The organism is Burkholderia sp. AU30280, assembly GCF_020420125.1.
In the GTDB taxonomy this organism is placed as follows: domain Bacteria; phylum Pseudomonadota; class Gammaproteobacteria; order Burkholderiales; family Burkholderiaceae; genus Burkholderia.
The window spans coordinates 87558-104987 of record NZ_JAIZRY010000014.1 but is presented as its reverse complement, the minus strand read 5'-3'; the positions used below and the strand labels follow the sequence as shown (position 1 = coordinate 104987).

General features: G+C 66.4%; 20 protein-coding genes. 9 read left to right on the top strand and 11 right to left on the bottom strand.

Going from position 1 to position 17430, the window contains the following annotated elements:
• Window position 1: 1 nt before the first annotated feature.
• Window positions 2–1510, bottom strand: coding sequence for a PLP-dependent aminotransferase family protein (locus tag LGN17_RS28175; RefSeq protein WP_226200195.1), 1509 nt, complete (start codon window positions 1508–1510; stop codon window positions 2–4).
• A gap of 14 nt (window positions 1511–1524) precedes the next feature.
• Here LGN17_RS28175 and LGN17_RS28170 point away from each other — a divergent pair, with 14 nt between their 5' ends.
• Window positions 1525–3036 carry an MFS transporter gene (locus LGN17_RS28170; protein WP_226200194.1) on the top strand — a complete coding sequence of 504 codons (1512 nt, stop codon included), beginning with the start codon at window positions 1525–1527 and terminating at the stop codon, window positions 3034–3036.
• A 35-nt stretch (window positions 3037–3071) separates the two neighbouring features.
• Window positions 3072–3548, top strand: a complete 477-nt coding sequence (locus LGN17_RS28165; protein WP_226200192.1) for an enoyl-CoA hydratase-related protein — start codon at window positions 3072–3074, stop codon at window positions 3546–3548.
• Between the two features lie 189 nt (window positions 3549–3737).
• Here LGN17_RS28165 and LGN17_RS28160 read toward each other — a convergent pair whose 3' ends face one another.
• From LGN17_RS28160 to LGN17_RS28115, 10 genes are all read right to left on the bottom strand, one after another.
• Window positions 3738–4025: a hypothetical protein gene (locus LGN17_RS28160; protein ID WP_226200191.1), complete on the bottom strand. Its 288-nt coding sequence runs from the start codon at window positions 4023–4025 to the stop codon at window positions 3738–3740.
• Between the two features lie 49 nt (window positions 4026–4074).
• The gene (locus LGN17_RS28155) at window positions 4075–4347 is read right to left on the bottom strand and encodes a hypothetical protein (RefSeq protein ID WP_175965334.1); all 273 of its coding nucleotides are present in this window, start codon (window positions 4345–4347) and stop codon (window positions 4075–4077) included.
• Between the two features lie 63 nt (window positions 4348–4410).
• Entirely contained in the window at window positions 4411–4608 is a 198-nt protein-coding gene (locus LGN17_RS28150; protein WP_226200189.1) for a hypothetical protein, read from the bottom strand.
• Between the two features lie 101 nt (window positions 4609–4709).
• A complete protein-coding gene (locus tag LGN17_RS28145; protein WP_226200187.1) occupies window positions 4710–4958 on the bottom strand; it encodes a hypothetical protein in 249 nt (82 codons plus the stop codon).
• Between the two features lie 128 nt (window positions 4959–5086).
• Complete coding sequence (locus LGN17_RS28140; RefSeq protein ID WP_226200185.1) at window positions 5087–5269, bottom strand: hypothetical protein; 183 nt, start codon at window positions 5267–5269, stop codon at window positions 5087–5089.
• Between the two features lie 598 nt (window positions 5270–5867).
• Window positions 5868–6893 (bottom strand): CDP-6-deoxy-delta-3,4-glucoseen reductase, encoded by a 1026-nt coding sequence (locus LGN17_RS28135; RefSeq protein WP_226200183.1) that lies wholly within the window; start codon window positions 6891–6893, stop codon window positions 5868–5870.
• Between the two features lie 74 nt (window positions 6894–6967).
• A complete protein-coding gene (locus LGN17_RS28130) occupies window positions 6968–7474 on the bottom strand; it encodes a disulfide bond formation protein B (protein ID WP_226200181.1) in 507 nt (168 codons plus the stop codon).
• Entirely contained in the window at window positions 7471–8871 is a 1401-nt protein-coding gene (locus tag LGN17_RS28125; protein WP_226200179.1) for a pyridoxal phosphate-dependent decarboxylase family protein, read from the bottom strand. Before LGN17_RS28125 ends, LGN17_RS28130 begins: the two co-directional genes overlap by 4 nt.
• A gap of 36 nt (window positions 8872–8907) precedes the next feature.
• Window positions 8908–10134, bottom strand: coding sequence for an MFS transporter (locus LGN17_RS28120; protein WP_226200177.1), 1227 nt, complete (start codon window positions 10132–10134; stop codon window positions 8908–8910).
• 112 nt (window positions 10135–10246) lie between these two features.
• Window positions 10247–11200, bottom strand: coding sequence for an iron-containing redox enzyme family protein (locus tag LGN17_RS28115; RefSeq protein ID WP_226200176.1), 954 nt, complete (start codon window positions 11198–11200; stop codon window positions 10247–10249).
• A gap of 309 nt (window positions 11201–11509) precedes the next feature.
• Between LGN17_RS28115 and LGN17_RS28110 the strand changes: the two genes are divergently transcribed.
• The 7 genes from LGN17_RS28110 to LGN17_RS28080 all read left to right on the top strand — a co-directional run bounded on the left by LGN17_RS28110 (window position 11510) and on the right by LGN17_RS28080 (window position 17404).
• Window positions 11510–11830 (top strand): 2Fe-2S iron-sulfur cluster-binding protein, encoded by a 321-nt coding sequence (locus LGN17_RS28110; RefSeq protein ID WP_226200174.1) that lies wholly within the window; start codon window positions 11510–11512, stop codon window positions 11828–11830.
• Window positions 11831–11885: 55 nt separating this feature from the next.
• Window positions 11886–12638 (top strand): hypothetical protein, encoded by a 753-nt coding sequence (locus tag LGN17_RS28105; RefSeq protein WP_175907844.1) that lies wholly within the window; start codon window positions 11886–11888, stop codon window positions 12636–12638.
• A 13-nt stretch (window positions 12639–12651) separates the two neighbouring features.
• Window positions 12652–13977 (top strand): ATP-grasp domain-containing protein, encoded by a 1326-nt coding sequence (locus LGN17_RS28100; protein ID WP_226200172.1) that lies wholly within the window; start codon window positions 12652–12654, stop codon window positions 13975–13977.
• Between the two features lie 2 nt (window positions 13978–13979).
• The gene (locus tag LGN17_RS28095) at window positions 13980–15302 is read left to right on the top strand and encodes an ATP-grasp domain-containing protein (RefSeq protein ID WP_226200170.1); all 1323 of its coding nucleotides are present in this window, start codon (window positions 13980–13982) and stop codon (window positions 15300–15302) included.
• 33 nt (window positions 15303–15335) lie between these two features.
• Window positions 15336–16580, top strand: a complete 1245-nt coding sequence (locus LGN17_RS28090) for an ATP-grasp domain-containing protein (RefSeq protein WP_226200168.1) — start codon at window positions 15336–15338, stop codon at window positions 16578–16580.
• A gap of 28 nt (window positions 16581–16608) precedes the next feature.
• On the top strand, window positions 16609–16932 hold the full coding sequence (gene fdxA / locus LGN17_RS28085; RefSeq protein ID WP_226200166.1) for a ferredoxin FdxA: 324 nt from the start codon (window positions 16609–16611) through the stop codon (window positions 16930–16932).
• 85 nt (window positions 16933–17017) lie between these two features.
• Window positions 17018–17404: a nuclear transport factor 2 family protein gene (locus LGN17_RS28080; protein ID WP_218567365.1), complete on the top strand. Its 387-nt coding sequence runs from the start codon at window positions 17018–17020 to the stop codon at window positions 17402–17404.
• Window positions 17405–17430: the final 26 nt, after the last annotated feature.

Here is a 17430-nt window from a genome sequence, read left to right as displayed (position 1 = left end):
GTCAGGCCACGATGGCGCGCCGCAGCCGCAGCACTGCGTCCGGCATGTTGCCCGGCAGCGTCGCGCCAAAGCCGATCACGAGCCCGGCCTTGCCGCCGCCGCGGTAATGCGGAGACAGCGGTGGCGTCTGCAGCCCGAGCGCCGTAGCGGCTTTCCATACCGGGAGATCCGCGTCCGGTGCAGCCGCGCCACGCAGCTCCGCGACGAGATGCAGGCCGGCATCGGGCGCGCCTCCCCAATCGAGCACGTCCGCACAGTGGCATTCCAGCGCGGCCAGCAACGCATCCCGACGCTCCGCATAAAGCATCCGCATGCGGCGCAGGTGCGTCGCGAAATGCCCTTCGCCGATGAATTCCGCGAGCGTGACCTGCAGCGGCGTCGGCGATTGCCGGTCAACCAGTGCGCGGGCGTGCGCAAAAGCCCCGGCGAGCCCGGGCGGCGCGATCAGGAAGCCGATCCTCAACCCGGGCGCGAGGACCTTCGCGAACGTGCCGACGTAGATCACGCGATTCGCAGCCGATTGCCGGCCGAGCGCGCGCAGCGGGTGCAGCGGCCGGCCGGCGTAGCGGTAGTCGCCGTCGCAATCGTCCTCGATGATCCAGGCGTTCGTACGCTCGGCCCAGTCCAGCAGTGCGAGCCGGCGCCGCAGGCTCATCGTCACGCCGAGCGGGTACTGATGCGACGGCGTAACCACCGCGAGGCGCGCGTCCGCGGCCAGCCGTGTACCGGCCTCGACGTCGAGGCCCTCCGCGTCGACCGGCACCGGCACCACACGTGCGCCCGCGCTTTCGACCGCGCTGTGTCCCGCGACGAAGCCCGGGTTTTCGATCCACACCGTATCGCCTGCGTCGATCAGCAGGCGCGCGGCTAGCTCGATCGCGTGCTGCGAGCCGGACGTGATCACGACGTCGTCGGCATCGCACGGCAGGCCGCGCGTCACGCCCAGATGTTCGGCGATCGCCTCGCGCAACGGGCGGTATCCGGCCGGATCGGCGTAGCCGAGCTGGTCGGCGGTCGGCCGGCTGCGCCAGAAACGGGCGGACAGTCGAGTCCACGTGTCGTACGGGAACGCATCGAACGCGGGGGTGCCGGGCGCGAGCAGGCCCGGCCCGCGCGGCACCGGCGTGACCGGCAGTCCGGCCAGACGGCGGCCCCGCTCGGACAGCGCCGGGTATGCATCGCCGCGCGCCGCGGTAACGGACAGCGGCGCCGTGGCGGCGGGCGGCGCCAGGTCCTCCGGCAACACGTCGGGCACGTAGATGCCGGAGCCGCGCTGCCCGCGCGCATAGCCCTCCGCGATGAGCCTGTCGTATGCCAGCACGACGGTCTGCCTCGACACGCCCAGTTCGGCCGCGAACGATCGCGTCGACGGCAGGCGCGCGCCGGGACGCAGGTGGCCGCGCAGCACCGCTTCGCGCAGGTGACGGGCGATCTGCTCCTGAAACGGCAGCGCCGCTGCGGGATCGACGGCGAAAGCGCCCCAGACGGGTGGGGTGGCGCGTTTGCTCATGGCCTGAAAGTGGAGTGATCCAGTTTCCGAAAGTGGGCTTAGATAATAGTGCCACTTGTTGCTATCGTGCAAACCACGTCATTCCTTTCCCGATCACGCGCATGACTATCGAAGCGTCTTCCCTGCGCCGCGGCCTCGCGCTCGCGTCGCTCTATACAGGCGTATTCCTGCCGCCGCTGGATTACTTCATCGTCAATCTGGCGTTGCCTGCGATTCACGTCGGCCTGAAAGCCAGCGACGCGCAGATCCAGCTCACGGTCTCCGCATACGCGCTCGCATATGCCGTCGTCCTGATCACCGGTGGGCGCCTCGGCGATCTGTACGGACGCAGGCGGATCTTCATGATCGGCATGGCAGCGTTCGTCGTTGCATCGGCGCTGTGCGGCATGGCGATGAGCGGCGAGGTGCTGGTCGCGAGCCGCGTCGTGCAAGGCATCAGCGCGGCGCTGATCACGCCGCAGGTCCTCGCGTCGATCCGCACTGTCTTTCCTGCGCAGATGCAGGCGCGCCTGATGGGTCTCTACGGGTTCGTGTTCGGGCTCGCGTCGGTGGCAGGGCAAGTCGGCGGCGGCGCGCTGATCGATCTGCATCCCTGGGGACTCGACTGGCGCGTGGTATTTCTCGTGAATGTACCGATCGGCATGCTCGCGCTGGTGGGAACCTGGCGGTATCTGCCCGAGAGCCGTGCGGAGCGCGGCGCGCGCATCGACGTCCCGGGCATGGTCGCGCTGACGATTGCGCTGATGCTGCTGATCTATCCGCTTACTGTGGGCCGCGAACTGCACTGGCCCGCATGGACGTTCTGGAGTCTCGGCCTGTGCATACCGGCATTCGTTGCGTTCGTCCGGATCGAGCGCCGGATTGCGCGGCAGGCGCGCGATCCGCTCGTCGATGTGGCGGTGTTGAGCCAGCCGGTCGTGGCAATCGGCTTGCTGCTCGCGTTCCTCTTCTACAGCATCGCGGCGTTCTTTCTCACTTACGGCATCTACCTGCAGGAGGGGCTCGGCTGGACCCCGCTGCAATCGGGCCTCGGCCTCGCTCCCTACGGTGCCGGCTATCTGATCGGGCCGCTCGCGACGCCATGGCTCGCCCGCCGCATCGGCGAGGGCCTGATGCCGCTCGGGTTCGGTTGTCTCGCCGGCGGCTTCGGGCTCTGCGCATTGCAACTGGGCCATGGCGCGCCGGAACTGCCGTTTTATATCGGTCTCCTGATTGCCGGGACCGGACAAGGGTTGGCGCTGCCGTCGCTGCAGCGGATCGTACTTGCGGACGTCGATACGCGCCATGCCGGCATGACTGCCGGAGCGATCGTCGCGATGCTCTATATCGGCGCCGCTTTCGCGGCCGCCTGCATCGGCGGTGCGTTCTTCGGCGCGCTCGGCGAGGGTGGCGGCGCGGCAGCGCACGCGCATGCGATGCGCATCGGCCTCGAATGGATGCTCGTGCCGCTCGTCGCGGGGCTATTAGTTAGCGTCTGGATGGTGCAGCGTCGCGATCGGACGACGCGTGCCGTGCGCGGCATCTGACCCGGCGCGCGAGGTCCGGGGGCGGGCTTGCCCGCATGCGGCGCGGAGCGCTCACGTCGTGTCCGCGACGCGATCCTTGCTGCCATACCGCCATCATCTCCGGCGAGTCGGCCCGCTTCGGACAGCCTGGACTGGCTGTCGGCACGATTCCCGGGCTCGGCGGCACGCAACGCCTGCCGCGCTGGATCGGCAGAATGCGCGCGCTGGATGGGTGCCTACGCGCCCGCATCGTCTCGGCACGGGAAGCGCAGGACGCCGGCCTCGTCACGCAGGTGGTCGCTGACGAGAACGTCGTTCCGCACGCGATTGCGTATGCCCAAGAGGTGGCCGCCTACTCGCTTCCGGCACCGATCCTGTTAAAGGAAGCGATCAACCGCACGGCCGAGATGCCCTTGTCGGTCGGCCTCGATTTCGAAACACGCCTGTTCTACTCGACCTCCGCGTTCGAGGACAGACGGGAAGGCATGGCCGCGTTTCTCGAGAAGCGAGCGCCCGTATTCCGGCATGCGTGACACTGGCGCCATTTCATTTTCATGAGGAGCAGGTCGAGCATCATGACGAAACGCCATTTCACTCAGCAGATCGTTGTCCGCTATTCGGACTCCCCGACAGGCCCAGGCGGGTCAATTCCGGGTGAACATCAACGAGAGGGCCGCCCGCGGCTCGAACCAGTCAGCCGATGCCGGACGCCGGCAGCCTGATCACATGTCGAGGACCGAAGCTCCGCTCACCTTTCCGTCGATGATGTCCTTTCCCTGCTGCCGGGCGGCACGCCTTGCCATTCCAAAGTCGGAGAATGCATGCGGTTGGCCCAGCCTGAAAACACGGCTTGCGGTGGAGGTTGCGATCGCGCCCGGGCGACATATCCGTACCGCAATGTCATACCCTTCGGCGTAACGGGAATGTCCGTCAAAGCGACTGAATGTGCGGGCGAAGACGAGGGGATGAAGTTCGTACCCCTTGTAGAAAAAATGCAGGTGTGTCGACACGTTGGTCACTCCACAGGGGACGACTCGCTATACTCTCGAACGAGGTTGTTCATTTCCGCTGCCGCAGCCGGCTCAGCAACTCGAGCACCATCGTGTCGGCGTCGTTGTTGATCATTTCCGCTCGCAACAGCAGGCCGCCAACACGAACGGTTGCATCCCAACTATCTTCCGTCATGACCTGATGGTTGCGTGCGAGCTGCTCGGCAAGCGTCAGGAGCGCCGCCATCCTTGGCGACTCGCCGGAAGTCCGGCGTTCCTCTCTTCCGGCGATTAGCCGGAACAGACCCAGGACCGACTCGGCGGTAACGGAAGGGATAGTCATTCGGACTTTATACGCTCTTTCGATCCGCCCCGCCCATATATTCACGCCGGCCCCCGAACCTGCCTAGTACCGCCTCGCATACCCCTCGCGATACAGCGACGCGCCGATCGACGTCAGCAGTGCGATCTCATCCTCGCTCAATCGATTCCATGCCTGCGCCAACCAGCCGGCGAACTCGGCGCAGGCACGGTCCAGATCGGCGGCCGCCCTTCCCTGTGCGTTCATCCGCTCGAAGATCGTCATCACGTCATGGGGTGTCATGGTCGGTTCCTTGCAGCCGCATTGTGCAACTGCCGCGCGACGCGCTGATGGACGTCGTGTTATCGATCGAGGCTGCGTAACGACCGAGCCGCGAGGCTGGTTCAATCGATTCCCTGCGTCTTTTCGTATCCCTGGATTTTTTCTTCGAGCAAAGCGCGCGCGAGCGACCGAGCGGCGTCGCGCGCTTCCACGTTCGTCGCAAAATCCCCTTCGGTATCGTGTTGTTCGGAGAAGCCTGGATCCTCTCCGATGCGGTGCAAGTGGACAATGCCGCGATAGCGCCCGGACACGGTCTTCATCACGCGAAGGCGCGCCACGTGCGTATGGGTCGTACACACTTCGTCATCCATGATGCCTTCCTTGCCAAGACACTTGGTGAGACAACGACATAGCCGAATTCAATCGCCCGGCGGCGTCCGTGAGCGTGGTCCCCGGCAAACTTCGGCAAGGCGGCGTTATCGCCGCCCGCGCGGAGATGTCAATGTTTGCGATGCATCCACCCCAAGTGATGGGAATCCAACCATTGAACGACTTGCATACCTGGATGTTCGCTCTGGAAACGGCGCGCCAACGCGACTGCAACCACTGCGATCACCGCAAGACCAACTACCCATCCAATCATCGACTGAGTCATGACAGCCTCCTTGTGGAATGCAGCCATGACTGAATTCTAGGCGTCTTGCAGCAAGGATTCCGAAGTCCTGCGTCATGCCGCGCAGACGAACCGCCTTCCCAATCCTGGGGACGGTACGCTCGCCCTCTACCTGATCGGTAGCGCCCCATATCCAAGGTTCACAAACACCCGCTCGTTGCGTGCAAGCGGGTGCGAAATACACGCTTTCGCGTGGACAAACGGACGAAGGGGAGCGAAACAGAAAATGCCCGCTCATCCAGCAGGCATTTGAAGAGATGGGGTGGGAACATGCCGCGGAACCACGTCCAAGCCGGTAAGCCTCGCACCCTGTTTTCTTTCGCCGAACATGGGTTGGCTACGACGTGAGAGCAGCCCCGCAATTTTGCAAACCCGCGACGTGTGTACCCGACCCTATCCCGCCGCACCGGCCTCGATCGATCTGACGTCATGCAGCAGGTCTTCAGTGCGCCCTTCCGAAAAGAGCTGCTCAGCGCTGGATCGTGGCGTCAATTGACGCAATGTTCGATCGGGATCCCGATGTCGTTGTAGTCGCATTGAAGGCACTCGATTGCAGCCCGTCTTTCCATGGATTTCGGTTGCGGTGCTGACCGGCGCCCCGAACCCGTTACAAGGGCATCGGCATCGATGTCGTGAACGAATCCGCCAGAAACTCGCCGTTCGCCAACCGATGGTGCCGAATGAAATCGCGCTGCGCGGATTCGACCATCACCGGCGCGCCGCACGCATACACCTGGTAGCCCGACAGATCGGGCAGGTCCTCGATCACCGCGCGATGGACGAAGCCGGTGCGGCCCGTCCACTGGTCGCCGGCGTCCGGCTCGGAGAGCACCGGCACGTACTTGAAGTTCGGAATCTCGCGCGCCCACTGCTCGGCGAGCTCGCCGAGGTAGATGTCCTTCTTGCGGCGCGCGCCCCAGTAGAGCGTCATCGGGCGCGTGATGCCCGTGTGCTTCACGTGCTCGATGATCGCCTTGATCGGCGCGAAGCCCGTGCCCGATGCGAGCAGCACGATCGGCTTGTCGGAATCCTCGCGCAGGAAGAACGTGCCGAGCGGGCCTTCGAAGCGCAGGATGTCGCGCTCCTTCATCGCGCCGAACACGTGGTCGGTGAACTTGCCGCCCGGCATGTGGCGGATATGCAGCTCGATCGGGCCCTCCTCGTGCGGCGCGTTCGCCATCGAGTAGCTGCGGCGCGAGCCGTCCTTCAGGATGAACTCGACGTACTGGCCCGCGAGATACTGCAGGCGTTCGTTGGCGGGCAACTGGAGCTTCACGACCATCACGTCGTCGGCCTTGCGCTCGAGTGCGGCGATCCGGCACGGCAGCTTCTTGACCTGCACGCCGTCGACGCCGGCGATCTCACGCACGTCGATCTCGAGATCGCACTGCGCCTTCGAGCAGCACAGCAACGCGAGGCCGCGCGTGCGCTCGTCATTGGACAGTGCCGACGCGGCGTGCGGACCCTGTTCGATCTGGCCCGACACAATCTGGCCCTTGCAGGAGCCGCACGCGCCGTTCTTGCAGCCGTACGGCAGGTGGACGTTCTGGCGCAGCGCAGCGGCCAGCACGGTTTCGTCCGACTCGACCTGGAATTGCCGGCCGCTTTGCGTCAGCGCGACTTCGAATGTCATGGTGTCCTTGACGGCGGTGTGCGGACAAGGGTGTCGTTCGATCACACCGCGCGTCCGCGCATCAGAGGGAGGAATCAGGCGGCGCGGATGACCGCTTGCGCGCGTATCCGCCAGCCGAGCGCTGCCGCAATCGCGGCAAATCCCGCCAGCGCCCACATCGGCAACGAGAGCCCGAGAATCGGCGGATACGGCGTTTCGCACAACCCACCCACCTTGAAGACCAGCGGCAGCCAGTGCGCGGGCGGCAGACTGTCGACCACCGGCTGCAGTGCATCAAAGCCGCAACTGAATCCCGGGTGGGCCTGCACGTAGATGTGCCGTATCGCGATTGCCGCGCCGGCCAGGGCGGTCGCCAGCGAGAGTCCGCGCAGCAACGCGACGCGGCGCCCGCTTGCTGCCGCCGCGAACGAGAATAGTGCGATCAGCAGGAACAGGTAGCGCTGGATGATGCACAGCGGGCACGGATCCTCCTGCCACGCCAGCTGGATCCACAGTGCGCCGGCGACGAGCGCGAGGCTGGCCGCACCGATCGTCAGCAGCGTCCATCGTTCCGCCCGCGTGGCGTCGATCGGGGCGCTCATCGCAGTGCTCCGAGTGCGCTGACCAGCGACGCGAACACGCGGTCGACATCGCGTTCGTCGGTACGCCAGTTGCAGAACGCGGCGCGCAAGCCCCAGGTGCCCGCATGGACCGTCGTCGTGATGAAGACGTCGCCGAGGTCGCGCACTGCGCGCATGTACGCGTTGATGCGTGCCTCGTCGGGCTGCTCGGCGAGCGTGAAGCAGACGACGTTGACGCGGGTCGGCGCCAGCAACGCAAGGCCCGGCTGCTCGGCAATCTGCCTGCCGAGCCGATGCGCGAGCGCGATATTGCGCCGGACGATTTCCGCATGGCCGTCGCGGCCGTACGCGGCAAGCGCGAACCAGGTCGACAGCGCGCGCAGCCGGCGCGAATTCTCCGGCGTCAGGTGGACGAAGTCCGGATTGTCGGTCGGCACGCCCAGGTACGCGGAGCTGTTCTGGAAGACCCGCACCTGCAGGTCGCGCCGGCGGCTGAACTGAACCGCGGCGTCGTACGGCACGTTCAGCCACTTGTGCAGGTCGATGCAGATCGAATCGGCGTCGTCGAGGCCGCGCACGAGCGCGGCGTGATCGGGCGACAGCGCCGCGAACGCGCCGAACGCCGCATCGACGTGCAGCCAGAACGGATAGCGCGAACGGAGCGCACCGACCGCCTGCAACGCGTCGTAGTCGACGGTATTGACGGTGCCGGAGTTCGCGACGACGATCACCGGCTCGCCCTCGAAACGCTGCAGCGCGGCCTCGAGCGCATCGACGTCGATCGCCTCGCGGTCCTTCAGCGTCGGGATTTTCCGTACCGCGCGACGCCCGATGCCGAGCACGGACAGTGCCTTGTAGATGCTCGAGTGCGGGGTGCCGGACAGCACGCGAATCGGCGGCAGCATGCCCACGCCATCCTCCGCGATGTCGACATGCTCCGGGCAGCGTTCGCCCAGCCATTCGCGGCCGATGGCGAGCCCGACCAGGTTCGACATCGTCGCGCCGCTGACGAGCACGCCCTGCTGCGCGTCCGACAATCCGAACAGCTCGCGCAGCCGTGCGACGGTTTCGCGCTCGAGATCGGGCGCCGAGCTGTCGATGCCCGCCGTCGGGTTCTGGTCATACACGCTGGTCAGCCAGTCGCCGGCGAGCGCGGCGGGCGTTGCGCCGCCCGTCACGAAGCCGAGGTAGCGCGCGCCGGCGCTCCCGGAGAAACCGGGCGCCCAGCGCGCCAGGAAATCGTCGAGTGCCGCGTCGAAGCCGGGGCCCTGTGACGGCAGCGGTCGCGGCACGGCAGCGGGCGGCGCGAGTGCGGCCGGGCGCTCGTCGATGCGGTCCAGCACGTCGAGCGCGTGATCGAGGGTACGCTGCAGCACCGCTTCGATGCCGACGAGGTCGTGTGAGAGTTTGGCGTCCATGCTGTCAGTGGGGTGGGTGGAGGAAAGAAACGGACATCACGCGCGCGGGCGCAACGTCGCATACCAGAACAGCAGCGCGGTCGCGCTGAACGCGGCGCCGAGCGTACAGACGCCGGCCCAGCCGAAGCGCGCATACACGCAGGTCGACGCGATCGAGCCGGACGCGCAGCCGGCGGCGTAGAGCAGCATGTAGCCGGCCGTCAGGCGGCTGCGTGCGTCGGGGCGCACGCCGTAGATCAGGCTCTGGTTGGTCACGTGCACCGCTTGCAGGCCGAGGTCGAACGCGACGACGCCCACCACCAGCGCCACGAGCGAATGCATCATGAGCGCGGTGGGCAGCCATGACACGAGCATCAGTGCGAGCCCGATGCCGGACGTCCATTGCGCAAAGCCGCGATCGGCGAGACGGCCCGCGCGTGCGGCGCCGAGCGCGCCGGCCGCGCCCGCGAGCCCGAACAGCCCGATCTCCGTGTGCGACAGCGACAGTGGCGGCGCGCTGAGCGGCAGCACCATCGGCGTCCAGAGCGTCATCGCGGCCGCGAAGTGCAGGAAGGCGATGAAGGCGCGCACGCGCAGCACGCGCTCCTGCGCGAAGAGTGAAAAGACCGACGCGATCAGGCGCGGATACGGCTCGGCGACACCCGGAAGGCGATGGTGCGGGAGTACGCGCGACAGGACAATGGCGAGCAGCAGCATGACGCTGGCCGACGTGAAATACACCGCGCGCCATCCCGCGAGGTCGGCGATCGCGCCCGAGAACGTGCGCGCGAGCAGGATGCCGAGCACGATGCCGCTCGTCACGGTGCCGACGACCTGCCCGCGTTCCGCCGGCTCGGCGAGCCCTGCCGCGAACGACACGAGCACCTGGGTGACGACGCTCAGAAAGCCGATCAGCGCCATGCCGGCGAACAGCACGGACGCGTGCGTGGCGGTGGCGATCGACAGCAGTGCGAGCGCACAGACGACCGACTGGATCAGGATCATCCGGCGCCGGTCCCACAGATCGCCGAGCGGAACGAGGAGCAGGAGGCCGAGCCCGTAGCAGATGCTCGTGATCGTCATGATGCCGCCGATGGCGGCGCGCGAGATGTCGAACTGGTGCGCGAGCGTGTCGAGCAACGGCTGCGCGTAGTAGACGTTGGCGACGGCGAATCCGGCCGTCGTCGCGAACAGCAGCGTGACGGGACGCGTCAGCGTGGCGTGGGTGGGCGCCGCGCGGGTCTGCGGGGCGCGCGGTAGCGGCGACAGTTGTTCGAGGCTCATGATGGTGATGGGTAGCGAACCGGCATGAAGAAGGCAGACGGGGCGCCGCACGCTGGTCGCGCGGACCGCCCCGGGAAACGGCCAGGCGCGTGGGGTAGCCCGCGCTGCCGCGTTACTGCAGCGACTGGCGCATGTTCTCCATCACCTGGCCGGCGCCTTCGTAGTAATCCTTCTCGACGTTGAAGCGGATCAGGCAGCCGATGCAGATGTCCCGGATCGCGGCCGGGTTTTGCGTTGCGAGCGGCAGCAGCACGCGCTTCACCAGGCTATTGCCGTGCACCACGTCGATCTTCGTGTGCAGCACGTGGTACGCGATGACTTCCTCGGGCACCTGGTGGCGGCGCATGCCCTTCACCATCTTCGAGAAGCGGTACGGCACCGTGTCCTCGAGCAGCGTCAACGTGCCGAGCAGACGGACCACGTACCAGCGACGCAGCGCGTACATCGACAGCAGGTTGCCGTTCTTCAGCGCGAGGGCCGACGACAGGATCGACGGATCGAAGCGCTGCAGGTACTGCCGGAAATGCGGCTCGGCCTTGCCGAACAGCAGCGTGTGCATGCCTTCCAGCTCGCCGAGCCCCATTTCGTCCCAGAAGTTCTCTGCGACCGCGAGCTTCATGTCGCCCAGCATGCCGATCTGCGACAGCGCGATCGTGTCGTCGAAGCGTCCGTCGACCTGGGCTTCGAGGCAGACGTAGAACGCGAGCTGTTCGAGCGTCGCTTCCTCTGCGAGAAAGCGGAAGAATGGCGCGACGGCTTCGCGATTCGTGCGACGCAGCGTGTAGTACCACTCTTCGAGCTGTTCGGCGTTCTCGGGCAGCCCGGACAGGTCGAGGCGCGATTCCTCGTGGAGATTCCACTCGCTTTCCAGCGCCAGGATCTCGTCGTACTCCGCCGGTTGCGGAATCGTGTCGTATGCGCTCGGCGGCGCGAGTTCGCGCAGATAGAACGCGTTCAGGCGCTTCTGTGCGTCGAGCGTATTGCAGCGGGGAACGTCGGCCGCTTCGGGGCCGTGTGCCGCGCGGATCAGGTGCTGCGCTGCTGCTTGAATCGCTTGCGTAGACATGCTTGTCGCTCCAGTCTCGGGATGGGAGGGATTGCGGACCATTCGACTCCGCTGGCGGCGCACACCGGCGCAAGGCCGCGCCGCGAAGCCGACGATGATGGGAAATGTACTGAACGCGATGCGCGACGGTTAGCCGGCGCGTCTCAATGGATTGACAGTGCGTCCCATCCACACGGCATTCGGCGCGGGCGCGTGCACAGAAACGAATCGTCGGTTTGTTGGGACAAAAACGCTAACGGTGGCGGCCGCGCTTTTCATACATTACGTGCACCGGGTTCGCTGCTGCGTTCGCAGGTGACGGCGGTCCGGATGGACACGGAGGATGAAGCGATGCACAGACTGACGTTGCTGCCGCAGGGTATCGAAGTATGGCTTCCGGATCGCGCCGCGCTGACGGAGCTTGACTTCGAGCTGCACGGACAGGAATCGATTCCGTTCGGCTGCCGGGCAGGTGCGTGCGGCGCCTGTGTCATCGAAGTCCTGGACGGCCTGCCCAATCTCGGCAGCCGGCAAGGGGAAGAGACGGCCTTTCTCCGCACGCTCGGCTATCCGGACGAGCGCTTCAGGCTCGCGTGTCAATGCCGGCTGACCGGCGCGGCGACCGTGCAGGTCGCCACGCCCGACGGCTGAATCCATCAACGTTGCGTTCCATGCCTGTCTCCACGTCATTTATATAGGATTTCTTATGAGTAATCGTGTGAAAAACGCCGGTCTCGAGCACCGTACGCCGTTCCTGAATGCAGCCGCAGCCGCGCAGTTGCGCAGCGAGATCGATGCGCTGATCGATCGTCAGATCGACACGTGGTATGACACCGTCCCGTATGCCGCACACCTCGAAGGCAAGTCCGTCGACAGCGAATACTACCGTCGCCACCTGATCGAAACGGCGTGGCGCATCCGGCTGCTGCGCGTGTCGGAATCGAAGGCCCTCGCCGAGATCGCGAAGCGCAGCCCGGAAGCGGCGCAGATCTGGGCGAACTACGAGCGCGAGGAAATGCTGCACGACGACCTGTTCATCCAGGATCTCGAGCGCGCCGGCGTCACGCGCGATGCGTTTCTCGCGACGGAGCCGTACCTGTCGACGAAGCTGCTGACCGGCTACTTCTCGTATCTGCTCGATCACGAGGGCCCGCTCGGCGTCGTTGCGTACTCGTATCTGGTCGAGTACGTGAACGTGAAACTCGAGCCGCGCAAGATCGAGGCGCTGAAGGATTCGGTCGGCGAGCAGAACATCGGCGGGCAGATCGCGCATTCGCACACCGACATCAACGACGACCATCCGGGCGAAGTGTGGGCGGCGATCCGCTACCTGCTGCGCGACGACGATGACATCGCGGCGCTGAAGCGCTATCTGGGCGAACACCAGACGGTTCTCGCGCTGTATTTCAAGGAACTGTACGACGACAAGATTGCGTCGACGCTGAAGGCGGCAGCCTGACGGGAGAGCCGACATGCTGGCTGATGGCGTTCTGATTCTGAGTCACTGCGGTTATTCGTTCGTCGAGGATCTGGTCGCGGCGATCGGCCAGCGGCAATTGCACGCGTACGTCCTGACTTCCCGGCCGCTGCCGGAGCACGCGGGGCGCCTCGACGCGCTGCGCGCGCTGGCGGCCGGCGTTTATGCGGGCGACGCGCACGCGCTGTCGGAGGAGGATGTCGACCGCACGCTCGACGCGCTGCAGGCGCGCGGCGTGCGGGTGCGCGCCTGCATTTCGGTATGGGAAGGCTACCGCGGGCTGATGGCGCATGCGAATGCGCGCCTGGGCGTCGCGGATCTCGCCCCCGCACGCGTCGAATCGCTGCGCGACAAGCTGCAGGTCCGCAACGCGCTGCATGCGGCCGGCCTCTCCAGCCGAACCGCCCGTGCGCTCACGCCGGACGTGCTGCGCGCGCTGCAGGCGACGGGCGGCGACTATTTCGTGAAGCCGATGCAGGGCATCGCGTCGTATGGCGCCTTCCGGCTCACGCACGACACGACCTGGGCGACGCTCGAGGCGATCGCGGCCGAAGCGCGGGCGGACACGGTCTATGCATCGGTGCTCGGCGACGGTGTGCGGTTCATCGCGGAAGAGTACGTGAGCGGAACCGAGTGCAGCTTCGAGGTGCTGGTGATCGACGGCCGTCAGTATGTGGTCGCGATCCACGAGAAATGCGAACTGACCGAAGCGAACGGCACCGTGCTGGAAGACAGCTGCACCAGCCCGCCGGTATCGATCGCCGCGCATGCATGCGCGGCCGGCATCGCGTGGCTCGGCAAGGTGTTCGCGCACCTTGCACTCGACTGGGGCTGCTTCCACGTCGAGGCCCGTTTCGACGGCGCGCGATGGGATCTGATCGAGATCAATCCGCGCGTGGGCGGCAGCCTGATTTCGCCGAGCGTCAAGGCGCTCAATGGCGCGGCGAACCTGCTCGACATGTGGCTTGCCGTGCTCCTGCTGGATGCCGATGCCGCGCGCGCGTCGCTCGCACACCTTGCCTATGGCGCCGACGGCCGTGCGGCGGGGCCGAACGCGACGGTCTTTCGCGTCTACTTCGCGTCGCCGGGGCGGATCGAGTCGATCGCGCTCAATCCGCTGCCGCGCGAGCCCGTGGTGACGCAGGTGCTGCTGAAGCCCGGCGACGAAGTCGATCCGGCATCACGCGAAGTATTCCTCGGCCAGTTGTTGTGGTCGATGAGCCGCGCGCAACGCGACGCCGAACTCGACACGCTGCTCGCGGCTTCCGTGGATGCCATCACCGTGCACTACCGGGTCGCCGAACCCGCGCTGGGAGCCTGATCATGACTGCTCGTTCCGCATCGACGCTGTTGATCGTCGATTACAACCTGAGCCGGGTGGAAGACGTCGCACACCTGGCGCGCTACGCGCGCGAGCGCTACGGCGCCCGGACGGTGCTGATCCGTTCAGGCCCAAGCGAACGTGACCGGCGTATCTGCGACGACGTGATCGATCTCGATCCGCTCGCGGACGGTTTCGTCGATGCCGCCGTTGCGCAGCTCGCGGGCATTGCGGGCGACCTGCGGGCCGGTATCGTGTTCTCGGACAACGCGGTCCAGCAGGGCGCCGCGCTGCTGGAGCGGCTCGGCCTTGCGGTCGATTCCGCGTCGCTCGCGGCCGGTGCGTTCAGCAAGCACGCGTATCGGGTCGCGGAGCACCGCGTGCGCGCACTGCTCGAAGCACAGCGCGTGATGGTGCCGGACTACGCGGAGGCAGCGTCGGTCGACGATCTGCGGCGCTTCGCTGCAGCGCATCCGGGCGGCTTCGTCGTCAAGCCGTCGTGCGAGGGCAACAACCGCGGCGTGGTGGTCGTGCGCGATGGCGACAGCCTGGAGGCCGCGTTCGGCGAGGTCGCGCCGTATGTGTCACGCGGCGTGATCTGCGAAGCGTTCATTCCGTTCGCGCGCGAATTCTCGTTCGACGGCCTGGGTGCGCTGGCGTTTACGACCGAGAAGGTCAGCGCGACCGGCCGCTATCCGGTCGAGGTCGCGCAGATCCTGCCGTCGCGGCTCGCCGATCACGAAGCGGATACGCTCACGCGCGCGGGCCGCCTCGCCAATCTGCTGGTCGGGCAACGCGACGGCCCGTTTCACAACGAGATCAAGCTCAGCGACGACGGGTTGCGGGCCGCTGTCGTCGAACCGAACCGGCGTCCGGCAGGCATGAAGATCTGGTGGCTCGCGCGCTGGGCTTACGGCGTCGATCTGTTTCACGCGTGGATCGACACGGTGTGGGGCGTCGCGCCGCCCGTGACGCTGCCGGCGCCCGCGCGCTTCGCTGCCGCGGTGATGCTGGGCGTGGCATACGACCGGCAGTTTTCACCGCAGGACGTGCGTGCCGGCGCGGACCCGCTCGGCGACGCGATTGCCGACACCGTGCGCACGCTCGGCTTGCGCGACGGCGCGCTGCAATCACAGGGCTTCGAATGGCTGCACGCGGATCGGCGTTTCGTTCACGCGATCGCACGCGACAACGCCGATTTTGTCGCGCTCGCCTGCATCACGCTCGAACCGGGTGACGCCGATATTCGCGATGTCGTCGCGACGCTGCGCGCGAGCTGGCCGGCGGCGCTCGATGCGGCCTGTGAAGTGCGCGCGGCGGCGTGACGCCATCGTCAATCAACTGGTCCGGAGACCGCGATGAACATTCTCGTATTGCACCGCGTGCCCTATCCGCGCATCGACTATGCGCGCGGCATCGATCACGATCGGCACGACGTCACGTATTTCGGCAAGCGCGACATGCTCGACACGATTCCTGCGGCGCTGCGCTGCTCGCGTGTCGAGCGGGCCGGCCTCGCGTCCGCGTTCGATGAAGCAAGTGCGTGGCTCGCAGCCCGCCCGCAGCGATTCGATGCCGTCATTTCCTTGTCGGAGTACGAATTGATCGACGCGGCGAAGCTGCGGGCGCGATTCGGCATCACCGGAAAATCGGTCGAAGCAGTGATGCTGGTGCGCGACAAGGTGAAAATGAAGGCGGCGGTGCGCGACGCCGGCGTGCGCGTGCCGCGCTTCCTGCCGTTGCGCACATGGATCGAGGCGCAGGGGCACGCGCCGTGGCACGGCAAGACGGTGCTGAAGCCGCACAGCGGCGCGTCGAGTGCCGACGTCGTCGTGTTCGATACGCCCGCCGCGCTGTTCGATGCGTTGGCGGCGCGCTGCACGGGCGTCGCCGCGCTCGATTCGGACGCGCCGGGTATCGAGGACTTTCAACTGGAGGAATTCGTCGACGGCCCGATTCTGCATTTCGACGGCATCGTCGTCGACGGCACGCCACGCGCGGTCACCGCGAGCCGCTATGTGGGCACCTGCCTCGGCTATGCGGCGGGCCAGCCGCTCGGGTCGTTCCATTTCGCGCTGAGCGACACGGCCCGGAGCTGGGTCGAGCGCGTGCTGGCCGCGGTGCGCATCGACACGGGCAGCTTCCACCTGGAAGCGATCGAACAGGACGGCGAACTGGTGTTCCTTGAAGTCGGCAACCGGGTCGGCGGTGCAGACGTGGTCGCGACGTTCGAACTCGCCACCGGCATCCACCTGCCGTCGGTCGAACTGCAACTGCTGACCGGCGCGCCGGTTAGCCTGCCTGCGCGTACCGCGTTCGCGCAGCAGCTCTGGCATGGCTGGTTCGTGTTTCCGGGCCATCACGTGCAAGGCGGCCGTTTCCACGGGTTCTCCGGCATCGAGCCGTTCCGCTCGAGCCCCGCGGTACTCGCCTGGGCCGAACTCGAGACGGGCCGCGCGTTCGCATCGAATATCACGTACTCGGCGCGCGAAACCCCGCTCGCGGGGATCATCGGCACGCCGAGCCCGGACGAGACGCGCGAGTGGATCGAGCGGCTGTTCGCATCCGCCTCGCTGTGCGTCTCCGTGCCGGCGTCTTCCTGACGCACGGGCCTTTCGACAGGAGCCGAACATGGCACACGTGATCACGGAAAACTGCATCAAATGCCGCTACACCGATTGCGTCGAGGTGTGTCCGGTCGATTGCTTTCACGAAGGCGCGAATTTTCTGGTCATCGACCCGGACGAGTGCATCGATTGCGGCGTGTGTCGTGCCGAATGCCCGGTCGGCGCGATCTTTCCCGCCGATGAAGTGCCGGCGGTGCAGTACGCGTTCGTCGCGTTGAACGCGACGCTGTCGAAGACGTGGCCGAGCATCACGCGCTGCCAGCTGCCGCCGGTCGACGCGGCCCGCTGGGCGAATGTCGACGGCAAGCTCGCGCTGCTCGAATCCTAGCCGGCGATACGACGATATACCGGCGTCGCGGCGGGAGCCGGTCTCGACAATCCCGCTTTGCCATTCACCATTCATGGAGGTTTGCATGGCACTCAATCCGCTGCAACAGTTCTTCTCGAAGGTCGGCGCCGGTGACGTACCGGGCGCGCTCGAGGTCATCGACGACGCAACGGTGTTCGAGCCGCAGGGCCCCGAGCACCTGCCGATCTACGGGCGCTTCGTCGGCAAGGCCGGTGTCGAACGCCTGCTCGGCACGCTGGTCGAGCAGTTCGAGACCGAGCAGTTCGAGATCCGCAAATGGGCCGAAGCCGACGACTACGTGTTCGCGTACGGCTACATGCAACATCGCGTGCGCAAGACGGGCCGGACCTTCAAGAGCGAATTCGCCGTCGTCGCACGAATCGAGGGCAACGTGATCCGCCACTATCGGATTTTCGAGGACACGGCTGCCGCCGTGGAAGCGTTCGCCTGACCGCCTGGCAGGATGCGTGCCCGGCC

Bases quoted from the DNA above. Each gene is read 5' to 3' on its own strand.
- LGN17_RS28175 (WP_226200195.1), bottom strand. From the start codon at position 1,510: ATGAGCAAACGCGCCACCCCACCCGTCTGGGGCGCTTTCGCCGTCGAT.
- LGN17_RS28165 (WP_226200192.1), top strand. From the start codon at position 3,072: ATGCGGCGCGGAGCGCTCACGTCGTGTCCGCGACGCGATCCTTGCTGC.
- LGN17_RS28155 (WP_175965334.1), bottom strand. From the start codon at position 4,347: ATGACTATCCCTTCCGTTACCGCCGAGTCGGTCCTGGGTCTGTTCCGG.
- LGN17_RS28150 (WP_226200189.1), bottom strand. From the start codon at position 4,608: ATGACACCCCATGACGTGATGACGATCTTCGAGCGGATGAACGCACAG.
- LGN17_RS28145 (WP_226200187.1), bottom strand. From the start codon at position 4,958: ATGGATGACGAAGTGTGTACGACCCATACGCACGTGGCGCGCCTTCGC.
- LGN17_RS28140 (WP_226200185.1), bottom strand. From the start codon at position 5,269: ATGGCTGCATTCCACAAGGAGGCTGTCATGACTCAGTCGATGATTGGA.
- LGN17_RS28135 (WP_226200183.1), bottom strand. From the start codon at position 6,893: ATGACATTCGAAGTCGCGCTGACGCAAAGCGGCCGGCAATTCCAGGTC.
- LGN17_RS28130 (WP_226200181.1), bottom strand. From the start codon at position 7,474: ATGAGCGCCCCGATCGACGCCACGCGGGCGGAACGATGGACGCTGCTG.
- LGN17_RS28125 (WP_226200179.1), bottom strand. From the start codon at position 8,871: ATGGACGCCAAACTCTCACACGACCTCGTCGGCATCGAAGCGGTGCTG.
- LGN17_RS28120 (WP_226200177.1), bottom strand. From the start codon at position 10,134: ATGAGCCTCGAACAACTGTCGCCGCTACCGCGCGCCCCGCAGACCCGC.
- LGN17_RS28115 (WP_226200176.1), bottom strand. From the start codon at position 11,200: ATGTCTACGCAAGCGATTCAAGCAGCAGCGCAGCACCTGATCCGCGCG.
- LGN17_RS28110 (WP_226200174.1), top strand. From the start codon at position 11,510: ATGGACACGGAGGATGAAGCGATGCACAGACTGACGTTGCTGCCGCAG.
- LGN17_RS28105 (WP_175907844.1), top strand. From the start codon at position 11,886: ATGAGTAATCGTGTGAAAAACGCCGGTCTCGAGCACCGTACGCCGTTC.
- LGN17_RS28100 (WP_226200172.1), top strand. From the start codon at position 12,652: ATGCTGGCTGATGGCGTTCTGATTCTGAGTCACTGCGGTTATTCGTTC.
- LGN17_RS28095 (WP_226200170.1), top strand. From the start codon at position 13,980: ATGACTGCTCGTTCCGCATCGACGCTGTTGATCGTCGATTACAACCTG.
- LGN17_RS28090 (WP_226200168.1), top strand. From the start codon at position 15,336: ATGAACATTCTCGTATTGCACCGCGTGCCCTATCCGCGCATCGACTAT.
- fdxA (WP_226200166.1), top strand. From the start codon at position 16,609: ATGGCACACGTGATCACGGAAAACTGCATCAAATGCCGCTACACCGAT.
- LGN17_RS28080 (WP_218567365.1), top strand. From the start codon at position 17,018: ATGGCACTCAATCCGCTGCAACAGTTCTTCTCGAAGGTCGGCGCCGGT.